Here is a 17,122-nt window from a genome sequence, read left to right as displayed (position 1 = left end):
ATCACTCCTTTCGTGGGGGCGCGGCGGCAAGCAGAACGGAAATCGCCGCATCGCGCCTTTTGCGCAGCGTCGGCAGCGAAAGCTGGTCCAGCGCCGCCAACTGCGCCATCGTCGGCAGTTCGCCCGTTGCCGGGTCCAGCCACTGCGACGGATACGTGTCGTCGGCGCTTCCCATCAGCTTGAGGTACACGGCAAGGCGCACCGCCATCGATTCGTTTGCCAGCTGGCGCGCGGTCCAGCTGCCCGCTTCCTGCGCAGCCCTTGCCAGTTGCATAAAGCGGGGGGGCAGTGAAAGCGCGCTGGCCGCTGCGCGTTCGGCGTCGCTGCCGGTGTCGCTGCCGGTGTCGCTGCCCGCATCGTCCGGCGGCGCATCAGATAGCACGCTGCCGTCGAATTCATCTTCGGCGGGCGGCAAAATCTGGTCGGGTTGTGGGCCAGCCGGCGCGTCCAGCACGCGCCACAGGTCTTCCAGCCATTCGGCAGCTTCGCCGGCGTCGTGCAGCCAGTCCTGGTCGCGGTTGGACGACAATTCTTTATAGTCGCCGATCTCGGTCATCAGCTCGGCGATCCTCGCCGGACTGTTTTTAAGGCTGGCAAAGCGCTTGGAGCGCGTATGCAAGGGGCCCGGCCCGGCGCCGAACTGCGCCAGCGACTCGCTCCAGCGTATTACCCACTCCGGGCGGCACGCCGCGATCGACTTCATCTGGCGCACCTCGATCGGCGCCGCATCAACCTCGCGCCCCAAGATAGCCGACACTTGCGCCAGGTGGGCTTGCCAGTTGCCGAAAATGCGCGCGATCTCGCCGTAGGCGGTATCAAGCATGCGGTAGGTGTAGATCTTGTTGGCGCTGCACGGGCGGGCGCAGGCCGCCTGGTAATTGTCGGCGTCGACCTTGTCGCGCAAAACGGCGAACATGTCATTGACCTTCTTGCGCAAGATGGCCTCGCCCCCCGCGCCTTCCCAAAAAGGACCACTGCGCGCATGCTCGGCGGCCACCGCGGCCCGGAACGCGGACCAGTCGCCGGGCCGCGCCTGCAGCTCGTACAGAAGGCTCAGGGCCAGTTCCGCTACGCTATCGCCATAGCTGTTACCGGGCGCCTCGGCGCGCGCGGCGCGCGCGCCAGTATGCAGCGCTTCGGCTACCAGGTCCACGTACAGGGCGAGCTGCAGATCGTCTGCGTTCGCATCGGGCAGCAGGGACAGACCGGCGTGGGCGAACGCCTGCAGGGAACAGCGCCCCAGCAGTTTGCGCACATGTTCCCAGCCGTGTTCCTGGTAGCGGGTGCCCGGCAGGCGCATACCATCCTCAATGTTGTGTTTACCTCAAAATGATGCCACACAACGGGATTGGGCAAGGCGCGCTTGAAACCCCTATTTACCCTTCTGTTCGCGGTTCAGGCCCGCCATCGATCCCAGCACCGAGGCCACGATGGGCGCCGCATGTTCGCCTCCGCTGGCCTCGGAATGGCTGACAAAGGCGGCAACGGCGAGCCGGTGGCGCTGTCCCGGCACGCTGCCCGGTTCCAGGTAGCCGGTGAACCAGACCGTGGCCAGCTCGCGCCGCACGCCGTCCGGCCCCGTGACCATGGCCGGCGAAGTCCCGGTCTTGCCGGCCAGGCCGCGCCGCACCGCGTCCAGAGGCGCGCCGCGAAACGCTGCGGCGGCGGTGCCGGCGTCGACCACGCCCTTCATGCCGGCGCGAATCCGGTCCAGGCGCACGCCAAGCCTGGGCGGCGCTGCTGCGTGCGCCGCGCGAGCGTCAAGTTCGAGCAGCAGGCGCGGGGCGATCACGCGGCCCTCGCCAATGGCACCGGCCACCATCGCCATGTGCAGCGGCGTTACCTGCATGCGCAGCCCGATGGCCATCTGGCGCAGTTCGTGGCGGGTGTGAATCGGATCGATGTGCGCTTCGCTCGGCTGCAGCGCGTCCCACGGCGACCAGCGGAAGTCCGCCGGCAGCAGGCCGCCATCGAGCCGCAATTGCTGGCCAAAGCCGACCTTGTGCGCCATGGCGGCGATCGGGCGCACGCTGTCCAGCGAGCCGGGTTCCAGCGCCTGCAAGTCGGGCGCGCCGCCGTCGGCACGGCCAAACAGGCTGCGGTCGCTCAGCTCCCCGGACCAGGCGAACCAGGTATTCAAGCTATAAGTGAGCGCCTGCGCCAGTCCCATGCGGCCGTCTTGCGCGCGCCGGTCCAGGTGCTGGTCCTTGTAGTTGGTGATGTGCGCCAGGCGCGTGCCGAACGGGTAGCTAGCGGCATTGGTCTGGAACGCGAAACCCTTGGCACGCGCCACCCGGTTCAGGGCGGCCAGCGGCATCCCGGCCAGCAGCATGTCGAGTTGCGCGTCGCGCTGCGCCGCCAGTTCCAGCCCCAGCGCGCTGACGATCTTGAAGGTGGAGCCGGGACTGCGGTAAGCGCCCCCGTCATGCTGGAATGCAGGCAGTCGCAAGGGGCTGCGCGCGGGATTGGCGCGGTCGAAGTCGCGTACTTCATTCCAGTTGGCGGCGTCGACAACGCCCCCGCCCGCGCCGGCCGCGGCCAAAATGTCGCCGTTGTCGGTGTCGAGGATGACGATGCCCGCCTGCCGGCCAGGCGGTACGGCCATGGCGCCGGTGCAGCGCGCGCCGTCCCACCGGCCGCGCCGCATGCCGATGCAATCGAGCGCGTCGTGGCTGGCCTTTTGCAGCGCCAGGTCGAGCGACAGGCGCGCGCGGTGCGGCTCCCCGCTTGGCGAGGGAACGCGGGCGAGCATGCCGGCCACGCTGCTGGCGTGTTCGGCGCGCAGGCCAAGCAGCGGCGCCAGGCCCGCATCGATGGCGGCCGCGCTCGGCGCGCCGCCGCTCCACACTTCCACGCCATGCCGGTCTTGCAGGACAACGCCGGCCGGATCGGCATGGCGCGCGGTGGCGCTGTTGGCAGCCAGCGCGCGCCACGCCAGCTTGCCGCCTGCAACGCTTAGATGGCGATATTGGGCGTCGGCGCCGGCCAGCGCGTCCATCGCCAGCGGCGCGGCCGTCAGTGCGATGTTGGCCGCGCCCGGCAATGCTTCCAGCACCACCAGCTGCACGGCCCCCGGCGCCGGACAGGCGCGCCCGCTGCAGGCGGCGCGCGGGGGCGCGAGCATGCGCGCCCCTTCCACGCCCAGCACGCGGCCAACGAGCAGCAGTTCGATGCGCTGTCCGGCGCGCGGCTGCTGCATGACCAGGCGCGCCGCCGCGTCCGGCCCGCCCGCAGGCCACGCCGCCACCCGGTTCCATGGTGCCCATCCCTGCGGCACGTCGGCAAACAGGCGCGCGGCCGCCAGCGGCAGTTCGGCGCCGGTGGCCACGCTCGCTCCAGCCACGCTGGCTTGCCAGACGGCGCCGGCCAGCGCCGGACGCACGCGCCAGGCCAGCAAACGGCGTTCGTTATTGAAGATGCGGACCTGCTCGCGCACATAGGCGCCGTCGGCCATGCGATAGAGGCGCTTGAACAGCATTGTGGCGGCGGCGTCGGACGCCAGCGCTTGCCAACTGCCCAGTTCGCCGCTGCGCGCGCTGCCGGGCGCGGCTTGCCAGCTGGCCAGGTCGCGCGGCGCCAACTCGATCAAACCGTCATCACCCAAACGCAACAGGCCGTGCGCGGCCAATTGCTGGAACAGCGTTTGGTCTTCCAGGCTGGCGCGCGGCGCTGCCGGCACGCGGTAGCTCCCCGGGGGCAGCCACGTCGAGATGGCGTCGCCGCCTGCCGGAAAGGCCGTGACCAGCGCTTTTGCAGCGCCGCCATCACCGTTGCGATACAACTGCAGCACCAGTTCGCCCGCGCTCTTGCAAGCGGCAGCGGCGCGGCGCTGCACGCGCAAGGCGCCGTCGCTCCACACCAGAAACCCGTCGCGCCGGAAGGCGCCGGAGCCGGCATCGCTGGCCCAGCGCACCTTGCGCCCGGCCGCTTGCCACGACACCTGCAGCGGGCCGCCTGCGGGCAAGGCAAGGCCGTTGATCTGCACCTGGGGCATGTCCGACGCCAGCGCAACGTTTCGAATTGTTAATAATTTGCCGCCGGCTTCGCTGCGCGCGACCAGGCGCGCCACGTCGTCAAACTGGTAGCCGATGCGCAGCGGCAGCATGCGCGCGCCCTGAACCTGGTCGCACAAGTTCACGCGCACCGGGTCGGCGGCGTGCATGCCGGCGGCGATCACGATAGCGCCCTGGTCGCTCAAGGCCATTGTGACGCCGGCTTGCTTTGGCACCGTGAACCCCATGCCCGCCAGCGCCGGCGGAAGAATATCGACCGCCGATGGCACCCCGGTGTCAAGCGGCCCGGGCGCGGAGCGACCAAGGTGACGCGCATGGCCGGCGATGATGACGGCACCAGCCAGCGCGACGAGCACGCCGCCGGCGCCGACCCAGCGCGCGGCCGGGCGCGCCGGGCGCTGCGTGCCCGCGCGCAGGTTGCGCGCGCGCCGCCACTGCCTGTGACGCCCCGCCAGCGCCAGCGCCACCCTGTCGAACCAACCTGCCATCGCACTCCCCCACGCTGAAAGCGGCCACCCGGCCTGCACAACACTAGCGGGGGGGGCGGGAAAGCGAGCCCGGCAACAACTTATCGGCCAATTTCGCAGGCCGTTCCGCGAAAGCGGCCCTTCATCGCATACGGGTGGAAGGGGGCGAATTGTGCGTCTAAAGTACATTCATCGACACCCCACATTGAAAGGAAATTGTATGAACATCCTCAAGCACATGGAAGCCGTATTCCTCGCCACCGTCGTCCTTGCCGTAGGCGGCGCATATGCCATCGACACGCTGCCGCAGGCGAACGCCAAAGCTGCGGTGACGGCCAGTGCGGGCGCCCAGGCACCGGCGGTCGTGGTCAAGGCCAAGCGCATGACTGCCGAAGAAAAGCGCCAGTCGCTGCAGGCTGAACGCGACGCCGACGGCCAGTTCGCCGTAGCGCAGAACGCAGCGAACCGCATGTAATGGCATGCGGTCGCAAGGGATTTCCAGAACCGACCTGCGCGCCGGCTGACGCGATACAGCCTGGCCCGCAGTGCTCCTGATCTGTGTTGGCTACCGCACTTACAAACGGCCTCCCGTTGTTTCAGATGTAAGCACTTGATTCAATTGTCCTGAATGCAAATTCTGGACGTTATATTGGACCGTACGCTTTCACAAGGAGACCTGAAAATGCAACGCACCCTCACCTTTGCAGCAGCATTAACGTTAGGCGCAGCAGCCCTCATGCCTTTGCCTTCGATGGCGCAAGCCGGCATCAACGTATTCGTCACCACTGTCCCTCCGGCCCCTCGCTACGAGAGCATTCCCGCGCCCCGGACCGGTCAGGTATGGGCGCCTGGTTACTGGAACTGGGAAGGCAACCGCCACGTCTGGACCGCGGGCCACTGGGAAACGATCCGCAGCGGCTACCAGTACCAGCGCCATGAATGGGCACGCGACAACAACGGCTGGCGCCTGAACCGCGGCGGCTGGCAGCAAGTGGCGGTGCAGGCTGCGGTCAACGGCAACATGATTGGCGTCGCGCCGCCACCGGCACGCTACGAGCGCGCGCCGCATGCACGGCGCGGCTACGTGTGGGTGCCGGGTTACTGGAACTGGCGCGGCAACCGCCACGAATGGGTTGCCGGTACCTACATGCGTGAACGCCCGGGCTACATGTACGCCCAACCGCGCTGGATTGAGCGCAACGGCCAGTGGTATATGGAACAGGGTCGATGGGAAGATGCTCACCGTGGCCGCGGACATGATCGCGACCGCGACGGCATCCCGGACCGCATGGAAGGTGGCGCCGACCGCGACCGCGACGGCGTGCCCGATCGCCTCGAAGGACGCGACCGTGACCGCGACGGCGTGCCCGATCGCCTCGAAGGACGCGACCGTGACCGCGACGGCGTGCCCGACCGCATGGAACGGCGCGACGGCGACCACGATGGCGTTCCCGACGCGCGCGACCGCGACCGCGACAACGACGGTGTGCGAAACCGTAACGATGCCGACCGCGATGGCGATGGCTACCGCAATGAGAACGACCGCTTTCCGGACGACCAGCGTCGCCATTAAACGGTTTGCATAACCGCTGAAAGCGCCACCCGGCTTTTCCGTGGTGGCGCTTTTTTTACGTTTTTTAGTTATGCTTCGCCCATGACTGATTTTTCCGACCTGTGCGCCATCGCCTTTCACGGCGAACGCGTCGCCGCCCGCCGTCTCGCCGCGCGCAGCGGCGTGACCGAAGCAGCCGCGCTGCGCATCACGCTGGAGCAGGCGGCCGGTCTGGCGGGTTTGGCCGGTTTAGTCGCCGGCCGCAACGCGCTGCAAACCGCCGCGCATGCGCGCACCGTGGCGCGGCGCGAAGAAAAAGAGCGCGCCAACCAGACCCGCGCCGCCCGCCATGACGGTGCGGCGACGCCCTGGCGCGGCTGGTTCGACGGTTCAGCCCATCCCAACCCGGGCCGCTGCGGCATCGGCGCGCTGCTGCTGGGTCCTGGCGGCGAAAAATTCGTGGTGTCCCGCGCGGCGGGATACGGCAACAGCAGCGAGGCCGAGTACCTGGCGCTGATTGCATTGCTGGACGCGGCGCTGGCGGCCGGCGCGCGCGCTCTGACGATTTACGGCGACAGCCAGGTTGTCATCGATGATGTGGCGCGCAGCGATGGCGGCCAGTCGCCGGCGCTCGCCCGCCTGCGCGAGCAGGCCCGCACGCTGATCGCCAGGCTTGGCGCACCAGCGCTGCGCTGGATTCCGCGCCACAAAAATGGTGAAGCCGACGCCCTGTCGCAACGCGCGATTGCGGCGTGGACCGAGCCGTCTACTGCCGGCCCTGCATCCTGACGGCGCTGTCAAGGCGCTTGAACATGTCGTCGTGCAGCGAGCGCGTATATTTGTTCATGTGCTTGCGCGAATGCGCCAATTCCCTGATCTGTTCCTGGGCCACCACGGCCTCGCGCCGCGACAGGGCCCACAGCGCGTATTCGACGCGCGCTTCAATGCCGGTGAAGCGCTGCACGGTCGTGGCGAACTCCTGTCCCGCCTGGGCATGCATGCCGGCCGCGGCGTAAGCGCGCGCCAGCAGCACCGACACCTGCTCGGTGCGAAATGATGGCTTGCCTTGTTGAAGGCCGAGCAGCGCGGCGATGGCGCCATCGTGCTGGCCATTGGCGAGGCGCGCCTGGGCGGCGTCGAAAATGATGTCGGGATCGTTGGCAAAGGGACCGGCCAGGCAAGCGTCGAACTGCGCCACCGCCTGCGCATGCATGCCCGCCTCGAGCATGGCCTTGGCCAGGCGCGTCTGGTTGTGCGCGGTCGGGGTCAGGTCGAAAGCCTGTTGCGCTTCGCGCAGTGCGCGCCCGGGATTGAGGGCGGCGACGACGGTCTTGCCGGCTTTGCCCAGCGTGCGTTCGAGGCGCGACTGCGGCAGGAAAATGGCCAGGAAGTACACCAGGCTGCCCAGCAGGGGAAAGGAAAACAGCAAAATGAGCCAGTACAGCTCGCGGCCGGAACGTACCGCGTGGATGGCGAAAAACAGGGCGATGATGAAATGTAGGCCCAAACCGGCAATCGGCATACTTGCTCCAGAGTGAATGAAATTAAATTAAGGTGCGCCGCGCATGTTAAACAATTTGCAATGTCTTGGCAATGCGGCAGGTCATCATCGCACTAGGAACTTATATGAATGGCAATTGTCCGTACCTTAGTTCTGGCGGGCGCGGGCCGCATGGCGCAATGCGTTTCGACGGCGCTGGTCGGAATGCGACTGCGTCCTTTCCCGACCTGCCTGCTGGCTTCGCAGGGCGCAAAGAGGGGCAATGTTGCGTTAAGATAGACGGTCCCGCCACCATGCCCTGCCCGGGCCCATACCCATGACCAGCGTCCCCGCCGCCGCGGCAGCGAAGCCAGGCAACCTCAATTTTGTCCTGGTCAGCATTTTCATCGACATGCTCGGCATCGGGCTGATCATCCCGGTGATGCCGGTGCTGGTGGGCGAGTTCGTCCATGGGCGCGAAGAACAGGCGCTGTGGTTCGGGATCCTGTCGGCCGTGTTCGGGCTGATGCAGTTCGTGTTCATGCCCATGCTGGGCGCGGTCAGCGACCGCGTGGGCCGCCGGCCGGTGCTGCTCTATTCGATGGCCGGGATGTGCCTCAATTTCCTGATGACCGCCTGGGCGCCCACGCTCGGCTTCTTGTTCCTCGGGCGCGTCATCGGCGGCATGTCGTCGGCCAGCATGTCGGTCGCGTCAGCCTACGCCGCCGACATCTCCACCCCCGACAACCGGGCCAAGAGCTTCGGCAAGGTGGGCGCCGCTTTCGGGCTGGGGTTCATTTGCGGGCCGATGCTGGGCGGCGTGCTCGGTCAGGGCAATTTGCACCTGCCGTTTTACGTGGCCGCCGCGCTCAGCGCCGCCAACTTCATCTATGGCTATTTATGCGTGCCCGAGTCGCTCGACGCGGCGCGCCGCAAGCCGTTTGAACTGGCGCGCATCAATCCCTTCACGGCGCTGGTCAAGCTGGCCGGGCGGGTCGAGATTCGCGGGCTGGTGATCGTGTTTGCGCTCTCGGCCTTGGCGCAGATGATGCTGCAAACTACCTGGGTGCTGTACACCACGTTTCGCTTCAACTGGACGCCGCTGCAAAACGGGATTGCGCTGTTTTGCGTCGGCCTGACCGCTGCCGTGGTGCAGGCGGGCCTGCTGGCGGTGCTCTTGAAGCGCTTTGGCGAAGTGCGCCTGTCGCTGCTTGGACTGGCCTCGGGCGGGATCACTTATATTCTTTACGGGCTGGCCACGCAGGGGTGGATGATGTACGTTTTCATCCTGTGCAATCTGCTCGCCTTTGCAGCCGGGCCGGCGCTGCAAGGGGTGATTTCAAAAGCTACGTCGTCCGAGGAACAGGGCGAGTTGATGGGGTCCCTGCAATCGATTCAGAGCCTGGGCGTGGTGTTCATGCCCTTGCTGGGCACCGCCATCCTGGCGCGCAGCACCCATCTGAGTCCGAACGACTGGCGCATCGGGACCACGTTTTTTGTGTGCGCCGCGATGCAGGCGGTGGCCATTTTCGTGGCGAGCCGGTATTTCAAGTCCCACCACTACAAGGTTTGATTGCACTGCCTTAGAACCTCATCTCCATCGTCAGCCGCAGCACCGCTTCGCCCGGCGTTAACGTGCGGCGGCGACTCGCGCCGCTGCCATTCAGATAGGTGTAAGTGGTCTCGCTGATGTACTCCTGCGCCAGGATGTTGGTCAAGCCGACGCGCAACTGGTTCTTGGCACTGAACTTCCATAGCCCGTACATCTCCAGGTCGCGCCGCGGTGTGGTGTACGCATCCTGCGTCGCGGACACGCGCACGGGCCCGCCGTTCCTGAACGAATAACTCGCACCCGTGGTCAGGCTGCCCATCTTGTAGTCCGCGCCCAGCGTTGCCGAAAACGGCGTCTGCTGGTCGAGCCGGTTGTTCGGTCCACCAACGGCCGACACGCTCGACCAGTTGCGGCTCATGTTCAAGCGCAGATCGATCGCCGGCCCCTTTTCGAACACCGCCGTCAGTGGAAACTTCGCCTCGAATTCCAGGCCGCGCGTGTTGGCGGTGCCATCGTTGACCGGCTTCGAGACGTAGGTGCCGTCAGCTTCCGGCAGGACCGAGGTGCGCGTGTAGTCGGTGAGCCGGCGCATCGATGCGCTGACGGACACCATCGCGCCCTTGGCCCAATAGTGTTCATACGCGGCGTCGATGCCGGTCGCCAGTTCAGGCTTCAAGTCCGGATTGCCGAGCAGGTCGGGCGCATTCGGGTTCTTGTTGTCGGGCGAAGTCCAGCGGCGCGGCAAGATGCGGTCGGCGCTGGGCGCCTTGTAGGTACGCGTCAGTGCAAAGCGCAGCTGGTCGCCCTTGGTGCCGGGGATCTTGTAGAGCGTCTGGAACAGCGGGCTCCAGACACTGGTGCGCGATTTGCTGTCCTTGAAGTGATTGCCCGACACCGCCGTCCAGATGCCTTCCCAGCGCACGCCCATGTACACCGACCATTGGGGCGTCACGTTCCACTCGTCCTGCGCATAGCCGGCAAAGCGCGTTATGTCGGCGGTATAGCGCTCGTCGGCCGGAAAGTCGACAAAGCCGGGCACCGGGTCTTGTGCGCTCGGGACCTTGGCGCGCTTTTCGGCCTGCAGGCGCATGTCGTAGCGGGTGGTGTAGCCGCCATCCCAGCCGGCCGACAGTGCGTGGCCCTGGCCCAGCGGCACCGAATACTTGCCGGTACTGGTATAGCCATGTTCTTTCAAGATCGATTTGACGTCGCTGTCGAGCGTGAGCGCGCCGTTTTTGGCCGTGTAGCCCTGGCGGTACGAGTCGTTGGTGGCGCGGCCGATGAACCCGCCGAGCTTGACGTCGAGCTTGGCGCCGTCAGCGAGCTTCTTGACCCAGTTCAGGTCGGAACGAAAGTTCTTGCTGACGTTTTCCATATCCCAGTCGAGATAAGGATACGGCCCCGTTGCGCTGCTTGGAAAGGCGCTGGTGGTCGATTCGAAGAGGCGCTTGAAGCGACCGTAATTGAAGAACGATTGCGACGTCAGGGTGTCCCCGTTGGCGAACGTCCAGTTCAGGCGGGGTCCGATATTGAGGCCGTCGTAGGAGCCGGTTTCGTAGTAGGCGATCATGCGCCGCGCGCGCAGGACGCCGGCGCCGTCGGTCTCGACTTCCTCCACCGGCGTATCGCGGTCAAACTTCTGGTGCACGCCATTGACGGTGAGCGAATACGAGAGCGCGCCCTTGCGGTCCGACATCTGCAAGTTGGCCGTGGGAGTGAGCGTATCGGCGCCGGCACCCACGCTCAGTTTCAGTTCGCGCTGGGCCGTCTTGATCGCCTTTTTCAGTACGATGTTGATGGTGCCTGCGATCGACTGCGTGCTAAATTCGGCAGTGGCCGCGCGCAGCACTTCGATGCGCTCGATCGCGTCGGGCGCGAGCGAATCCATCGAAAAGCCCGCCGGCGCGCGCTCGCCGTTGATCAGCACCTGCGTGTAGCCACTGCCCAGGCCGCGCATGCGCACCTCGCCGCCGCCGCGGCCCGACGCCCCCGACACGGTCACGCCCGGCAGGCGCTTGAGCACATCGAGCACATTGGTGTCGCCGAACTTGATGATTTCCTCGTGATTAAGCACGATTTTGGAGGCAGTGTCGTCACGCCGCGCATCATAGGAGTCGGCAGCGCCCTTGACCTCGACCTTCTGGATGGCCGCAGGGTCGGCCGGTTGTGGCTTGACGACCGGCGCCGTTTGCCGGGCAAAGGCGGGCTGGGCGAAGGCCGGCAAGACAGCGGCGAGCGCGGCGGCGAGAACGGTCAGGCGAAACCGGCGGTTGTGCAAAAACATAGGGATTTTCCAGCAAAAGTATTCAAGGCCGACATTGTCCAACAGAAAGCACGTGCCGTGGCAGCAGAAAACATATATTTTTGATATGCATGTTGCATCAGGGACTTTTCGCGCCTCGGCCCGCCACCCGCATCGCAGCCCCAAGCAATTGTGAACTGCGCGCGGAAACGGACCGTTATAATTGGGAATCGTCACCCTTACAGGCCCCTATCGTGTCGCGTCTCAAAGTTCTACCCCAGTACCTACTCCCGAAACAGGGGCTGACCAAGCTCGCCGGGCGCGTCGCCGGCCACCAGGGCGGCAGCTACACCACCACGCTGATTCGCTGGTTCGTCAAGCAGTACAACGTGAACATGGATGAAGCGGCCAATCCGGACATCGCCAGCTACGCCAGCTTCAACGACTTTTTCACGCGCGCGCTGCGCGAAGGCGCGCGGCCGCTGGCGCAGGCCGACTTCGTGTGCCCGGTGGACGGCGCCATCAGCCAGACCGGCGTGATTGACGACCACCAGATTTTCCAGGCCAAGGGACACCATTTCACGACCACGGCGCTGGTGGGCGGCGACGCGGCGCTGGCCGCCCAGTTCCAGCACGGCAGCTTTGCCAACCTGTACCTCAGTCCCAAGGATTACCACCGCTTGCACATGCCGTGCGACGGCCGCCTGATGCGGATGATCTACGTGCCGGGAGCGCTGTTTTCGGTCAACCCGACCACCGCGCGCGGCATTCCCAACCTGTTCGCGCGCAACGAGCGCGTGGTGTGCGTGTTCGACTCGCCCGAGCATGGCACGTTCGTGTCGGTGCTGGTGGGCGCGACCATCGTCGGCAGCATGGCCACGACGTGGCATGGGCTGGTCAATCCGCCGCGCTCGGGCCAATTGCGCGAATGGCGCTACGACGACCAGCAGATCGTTATTAAAAAAGGCGAGGAAATGGGGCGCTTCCTGCTTGGCTCGACCATCGTCATGCTGTTCAAGAAGGACACGATCCGTTTCAACCCACAGTGGGCGCCTGAGCGCGCGGTGCGGCTCGGAGAGGTCATGGGCAACCAGAGCGCATGATGGGCAGCGGCCAGCCTGCGCGTCTTTCGCTGCTGCGCTGGCTGCACGAAGGGGCGCGCTCCTTGTGCTTTCGCCTGCCGCGCTGGGAGCGTCTGGCGACCGGCCCGGCGTTCATCGCCCTGCTGGTCGCGCTGCGCCTGCTGGTGTCGATCGGCGTGAGCCGCCTGTTTTACGAGAGCGGCGCCGTATTTAACTGGCGGGCCGGCGCGGCGGGATGGGCCGGCCTGCTGCTGACCGTTTGGGCCTGCCATGTGATGCGCCCGCAACCGGTGGCCGGCGAAGCGCCATCCGCCGCGCCCGGCGCGGCCCATCTGTTGACCCTCGTGCTGGCGCTGTCGCTGTGCCTGTCGTGTGTGTACGGACTGGCGTACGCGCTGTTTGCGCGCAGCGCCTGGTTTGGCAAGGTCGGCCAGTGGGGGCAGCTGGCGCTGTGGCTGGTGCCGGTCCTCTGGAGCACGCTCGCCACGCTGACGCTGATGGTGCGCACCGGCGAGCGCGCCATGCTGCGCCGTTTCGCCGCCGTCTGCGCCGTCGTTGCCGGTGGCGTGCTGTCGTACTACGTGGCCCCCGCCCCGTCGTTCTGGCGCGAGCGGGAAGCAGCGCTCGAAGACGATCTGGACGAACCACCGCCGGCGCTGCGCTTCGACCAGGAACTGATCGAAATGCAGCAGCCGATGCTGCAGGCAGACGTGGCCGCCCTCAAGCCGCAGCGGCCCGGCGTGGCCGACATGTACACCATCACCTTTGCCCCGTTCGAAGGCGAAGAAGTGTTCCGGCGCGAGACCCGGGTGGTCAATGAGGTGATGGCCAAGCGCTTCGACGCGGCCGGACGCGGCCTGACGCTGATCAACCATGCAGAGGAAATCGAGCAGACGGTGTGGGCCACGCCCCTCAATCTGCAGCGCGCGATTGCGGGCGTGGCGCAGACCATGGACCGCGATGAGGACGTGCTCTTCATTCACTTGACATCGCACGGCGCGCAGGACGGGCAATTGGCGGCGAACTTCGAGCCGCTCGAGGTGGCGCCGGTCACGCCGGAAGACCTGAAGCGCTGGCTCGACGAAGCGGGCATCAAGCATCGGGTGATATCGATATCGGCCTGCTACGCCGGCAACTGGATTGCACCTCTGGCCGGTGAGGATACGCTGGTGATGACGGCGTCCGACGCCGACCACACGTCGTATGGATGCGGAAAAAAATCAGAGCTGACCTTCTTTGGACGGGCGATGTATGACGAGCAGCTGCGCACCAACACGCTGTCGTTTGAAGAAGCGCACACCGCTGCCAGGCTGGTCATCGATCAACGCGAAAAGGAAGCGGGCAAGGATGACGGATACTCCAATCCACAGATCAAGGTGGGCACCAGAATCAGAGCATACCTGAAACAACTGCGGATGCGGTTGAAGGGCTAGCGCCGCGAGGCTAGCGCGGCTCTTTGGCGACGTTGCCATCGCGCTCAATATCATACCAACAATACCCTCTGCGAGAAGTGTTGCCCCGCCAGTCAAATACGTCGTGGCCCGCCACTTTCCGTTGACGTCCCCATCCCGTCCGTTGATACTTGTAGCTTATTGCGCGTATTCAATTTTACTGTCACAAATGTACATACACGCTTGCCGTTCGCGGCAAAGGACCCACACATCTTGCCATTGATTTCGTCCATCCGCGCCCTGCTCGTTGGCGCCGTCCTGCTGCTGCTCGGCCAGCCACTGGCGTGGGGCGCCGACGCTGCGGGCGCCTACACCTTCCGCAGTTACGGCCCGGAACAGGGCTTGCGCAACCAGGCCGTGACCGGTATGGCGCAGGACCGCGACGGCTTCATCCTGGCCGCCACGGAAGACGGCTTGTTCCGCTACGACGGCAACCGTTTCGAGCGCTTCGGCATGGACCAGGGCATGTTCAGCGATAGTATCGTATCGCTGTACACCGAACCTGGCGGGCGGGTCTGGGTCATCAGCAACAAGGGGGCCATGGCCTGGAACGGCGCCACCCCCGATCCCTTGGCCAAGACCGTCATATTGCCCAACGAAAAGATCTTTACGATGGGGGCGTCGATGGCTGGCAGCCTGATCGTCACCAGCGCCGAGGGGGTATACGAAGGACCGCCTGACAAGCTGGTGCGGGTGCCCGGCTTGCCCAGCATGGATGGGGGCGCCGTGTGGATCGCGCCGAACGGCCAGGAAAGTCTGATTGCCTGGCGCGGCGACCTGTACCAGCGTATTGGCAGGGGCGCATGGACGGCATATCGACTTCCGGTCGGCTCCAAAAACGAACTGATCCACACGGTCATCAAGGATGCGCGCGGGCGCATCTGGCTGCGCGGACCGCGCTTGCTGCTGCGCATGGCCAGCGCCCGCGCCACGCCGGAAGACTTGAGCAGTACACTGCCCGGCGCCGCGATGCTGCGCGGGCACCTGGCGCTGGACCCGCAAGGCCGCGCCTGGACCACCACCACGCTGGGTGTGGCGCGCTTTGACGACCGGGGCATCTGGATTCTGGCCGAGCAGCAAGGCTTGCCCACTCAGTCAGCAGCGTCAATCATGTTCGACCGCGAAGGCAACCTGTGGGTGTCGTCCGAAGGCGTGCACCGGCTGCAAGGCCGGTTCATGTGGAGCGCGCAAACGCGGCACCAAAAACTGCCATCGGATACGGTCTGGAACGTGGCGCGCAGCCGCGACGGCGTGTTGTGGGCCGGGACCAACCGCGGCCTGGCGCAGTCGACCCCCAAGGGCTGGGTGGTGCTGCCCGGCACGGAGGAACGGATCGTCTACACCTTGGCCCAGGATGCCGCAGGCAACCTTTGGGCGGGCGGCAACAACGCCAAAGCTGCGCGCAATGCGTTGCTGATGCGCCCGGCCGACGGCTCGGCCTTCCGCTCGATTCCCATCAGCCACCTGGAGGGTCCAGGCAGCATCAACAGTATGGACTTCGGCCCTGACGGCGCGCTCTACCTGGGAATGATGAGCGGCCTGCATCGCCTGGTGCGGGACGGCGATGGCTACCGGGGCGAGGCGGTCAGCTTGCCAAAGGGCGGCAACAAGGAGCAGATCAACCAGGTACTGCGCGACCCACAGGGAAGGCTGTGGGTGGCAGGCGCAAATGGCCTGGCTTTTTTTGACGGACACACATGGCGCCGTTTCGGCAAGCAGCACGGCCTGCTCGACAGCCACATTGAAACGGTCGCGGTGGACCAGGCCGGCACGTTGGTAGTGAGCTACTGGAACGTTCACGGCATGACGCAGTTTGCGACCAATGCCGCCGGCTTGCTCAAGGCGACCCAGCTCGCAACGCCCGTGAACCTGGTGTCCGACAACATCTACTCACTCGGCTTCGACGCCCACGGTGCGCTGTGGATGGGGACGGCGCAGGGCGTCAAGCGCTGGAAAGATGGCCGCGTGGAGCAATTCGGCCGGGGCGAAGGATTGCCCAGCGAAGACGCCGCGGCCAATGCCTTCTGGGCCGACAGCAACGGCGACGTGTGGGTCGGCATGGCAAGCGGACTGGCGCACTATCATGCCGACGCCCAGCCTGGCACGGCACCGCTGCCCGGCACGCACGTACTGCGCCTCGAGGACGGCGCGGGCGCCAGCTTGAGCGCGCCGGTGCCCGAAGTGACATGGGAAAATCGCACGCTGACCTTCCGTTTCGCCGTGCTCAGCTACCTGAACGAAACACGCATCCATGCGCAAGTGCGGCTGCTCGGCTTTGAAGATGCGTGGCGCGGGACCGACATCCGCGAAGCGCGCTACACCGGCCTGCCGCCGGGAAAATATCGCTTTGAGGTGCGCGCTTCGATGAGCGCAGACGAATACGGCCCGACCAGCATGCGCGAAGTAATCATTCTGGCGCCGTGGTGGCGCACTGCGTGGGCGGCTGGGATGGCCGTGATTGCGGCCGGCCTGCTGCTGTTTCTGTTCATGCGCTGGCGCCACGGCCGCCTGCAGCGCGGCAACGCCGAGCTGGCGGCGCTGGTGCGCGCGCGCACCGAGGCGCTCGAGCAAGCCAATGCCGCGCTGCACGACGCGAGCATGATCGATCCCCTGACCGGTCTGAAGAACCGCCGCTTCCTGGGGCTGAGCATGCCCGATGAGCTGGCCCGGGTCATGCGGCAATATCGGGCAAGCCATCACGCGCACGACGGCGTCAACAAGACGCTGCTCATTTTCATGGTGGACCTGGACCATTTCAAGGCAATCAATGATACCTACGGCCATGCCGCAGGCGACCTGGTGCTGCAGCAAGCGAGCACCGCGTTAAGGGGCGCTTGCCGCGATGCAGACTTCGTGGTGCGCTGGGGCGGCGAGGAATTTTTGATCGTTGCGCGCAATTCCGACCGCAGTGCCGCCGATGTCTTGGCCAACAAGCTGCGCGACGCCGTGCGCGATTTGCGGATCGACATCGGCAATGGCGTGATTCTGGAAAAGACTTGTTCGCTCGGGTTTGCCGCCTTCCCCGTGCTGGAATCGGAACCGGAAGCGTATGCCTGGGAAGACGCCGTGAAAATGGCCGACCAGTGCCTGTACGCGGCCAAGCACTCGGGGCGCGACGCCTGGGTCGGCGTGGTGCTATCGGCCAACGCGCCCAACCCCGGGCCGCGCGTCACCAACGCCCTTGGCGACCTGGTAGCCGAAGCAATATTGCCGGCGATGACGTCGATTGCGCCAGAACAAGCTCTGCGATGGCGCTAGCCCACCCGACGCTACCGCCGCACCC

Annotated in this window: 11 protein-coding genes; 7 read left to right on the top strand and 4 right to left on the bottom strand. The window is 65.9% G+C overall.

Annotation, left to right across the window (positions count from 1 at the left end):
- Position 1 precedes the first annotated feature (1 nt).
- Both ACP7D4_RS11365 and ACP7D4_RS11360 read right to left on the bottom strand, forming a co-directional pair.
- A complete protein-coding gene (locus ACP7D4_RS11365; RefSeq protein WP_426209159.1) occupies positions 2-1,300 on the bottom strand; it encodes a hypothetical protein in 1,299 nt (432 codons plus the stop codon).
- A 72-nt stretch (positions 1,301-1,372) separates the two neighbouring features.
- On the bottom strand, positions 1,373-4,501 hold the full coding sequence (locus tag ACP7D4_RS11360) for a penicillin-binding transpeptidase domain-containing protein (protein ID WP_426209158.1): 3,129 nt from the start codon (positions 4,499-4,501) through the stop codon (positions 1,373-1,375).
- Positions 4,502-4,700: 199 nt separating this feature from the next.
- Here ACP7D4_RS11360 and ACP7D4_RS11355 point away from each other — a divergent pair, with 199 nt between their 5' ends.
- The 3 genes from ACP7D4_RS11355 (at position 4,701) to ACP7D4_RS11345 (ending at position 6,821) form a co-directional block, all read left to right on the top strand.
- The gene (locus tag ACP7D4_RS11355; protein WP_426209156.1) at positions 4,701-4,955 is read left to right on the top strand and encodes a hypothetical protein; all 255 of its coding nucleotides are present in this window, start codon (positions 4,701-4,703) and stop codon (positions 4,953-4,955) included.
- Between the two features lie 207 nt (positions 4,956-5,162).
- A complete protein-coding gene (locus tag ACP7D4_RS11350) occupies positions 5,163-6,053 on the top strand; it encodes a hypothetical protein (protein ID WP_426209155.1) in 891 nt (296 codons plus the stop codon).
- 81 nt (positions 6,054-6,134) lie between these two features.
- Positions 6,135-6,821: a ribonuclease HI family protein gene (locus tag ACP7D4_RS11345; RefSeq protein WP_426104455.1), complete on the top strand. Its 687-nt coding sequence runs from the start codon at positions 6,135-6,137 to the stop codon at positions 6,819-6,821.
- On the opposite strand, the gene ACP7D4_RS11340 is transcribed toward ACP7D4_RS11345, so the two are convergent.
- Positions 6,799-7,554, bottom strand: a complete 756-nt coding sequence (locus ACP7D4_RS11340; protein WP_426104453.1) for a hypothetical protein — start codon at positions 7,552-7,554, stop codon at positions 6,799-6,801. The genes ACP7D4_RS11345 and ACP7D4_RS11340 overlap by 23 nt on opposite strands.
- A 295-nt stretch (positions 7,555-7,849) precedes the next feature.
- On the opposite strand from ACP7D4_RS11340, the gene ACP7D4_RS11335 reads away from it, so the two are divergent.
- Complete coding sequence (locus tag ACP7D4_RS11335) at positions 7,850-9,085, top strand: TCR/Tet family MFS transporter (protein ID WP_426104451.1); 1,236 nt, start codon at positions 7,850-7,852, stop codon at positions 9,083-9,085.
- Between the two features lie 10 nt (positions 9,086-9,095).
- Here ACP7D4_RS11335 and ACP7D4_RS11330 read toward each other — a convergent pair whose 3' ends face one another.
- Entirely contained in the window at positions 9,096-11,348 is a 2,253-nt protein-coding gene (locus ACP7D4_RS11330) for a TonB-dependent receptor plug domain-containing protein (protein ID WP_426209153.1), read from the bottom strand.
- A 209-nt stretch (positions 11,349-11,557) separates the two neighbouring features.
- Between ACP7D4_RS11330 and asd the strand changes: the two genes are divergently transcribed.
- The 3 genes from asd (at position 11,558) to ACP7D4_RS11315 (ending at position 17,097) form a co-directional block, all read left to right on the top strand.
- On the top strand, positions 11,558-12,409 hold the full coding sequence (gene asd / locus ACP7D4_RS11325) for an archaetidylserine decarboxylase (protein ID WP_426104559.1): 852 nt from the start codon (positions 11,558-11,560) through the stop codon (positions 12,407-12,409).
- Positions 12,409-13,821 carry a C13 family peptidase gene (locus ACP7D4_RS11320; protein ID WP_426209151.1) on the top strand — a complete coding sequence of 471 codons (1,413 nt, stop codon included), beginning with the start codon at positions 12,409-12,411 and terminating at the stop codon, positions 13,819-13,821. The genes asd and ACP7D4_RS11320 overlap by 1 nt, the downstream gene beginning before the upstream one ends.
- A 231-nt stretch (positions 13,822-14,052) precedes the next feature.
- Complete coding sequence (locus ACP7D4_RS11315; RefSeq protein ID WP_426209149.1) at positions 14,053-17,097, top strand: ligand-binding sensor domain-containing diguanylate cyclase; 3,045 nt, start codon at positions 14,053-14,055, stop codon at positions 17,095-17,097.
- Positions 17,098-17,122: the final 25 nt, after the last annotated feature.

The organism is Massilia sp. TWP1-3-3 (genome assembly GCF_049897805.1).
GTDB lineage: Bacteria > Pseudomonadota > Gammaproteobacteria > Burkholderiales > Burkholderiaceae_D > Telluria_A.
Note: the sequence above shows the minus strand (reverse complement) of the source record. Positions and strands in the feature narration are given on the sequence as shown.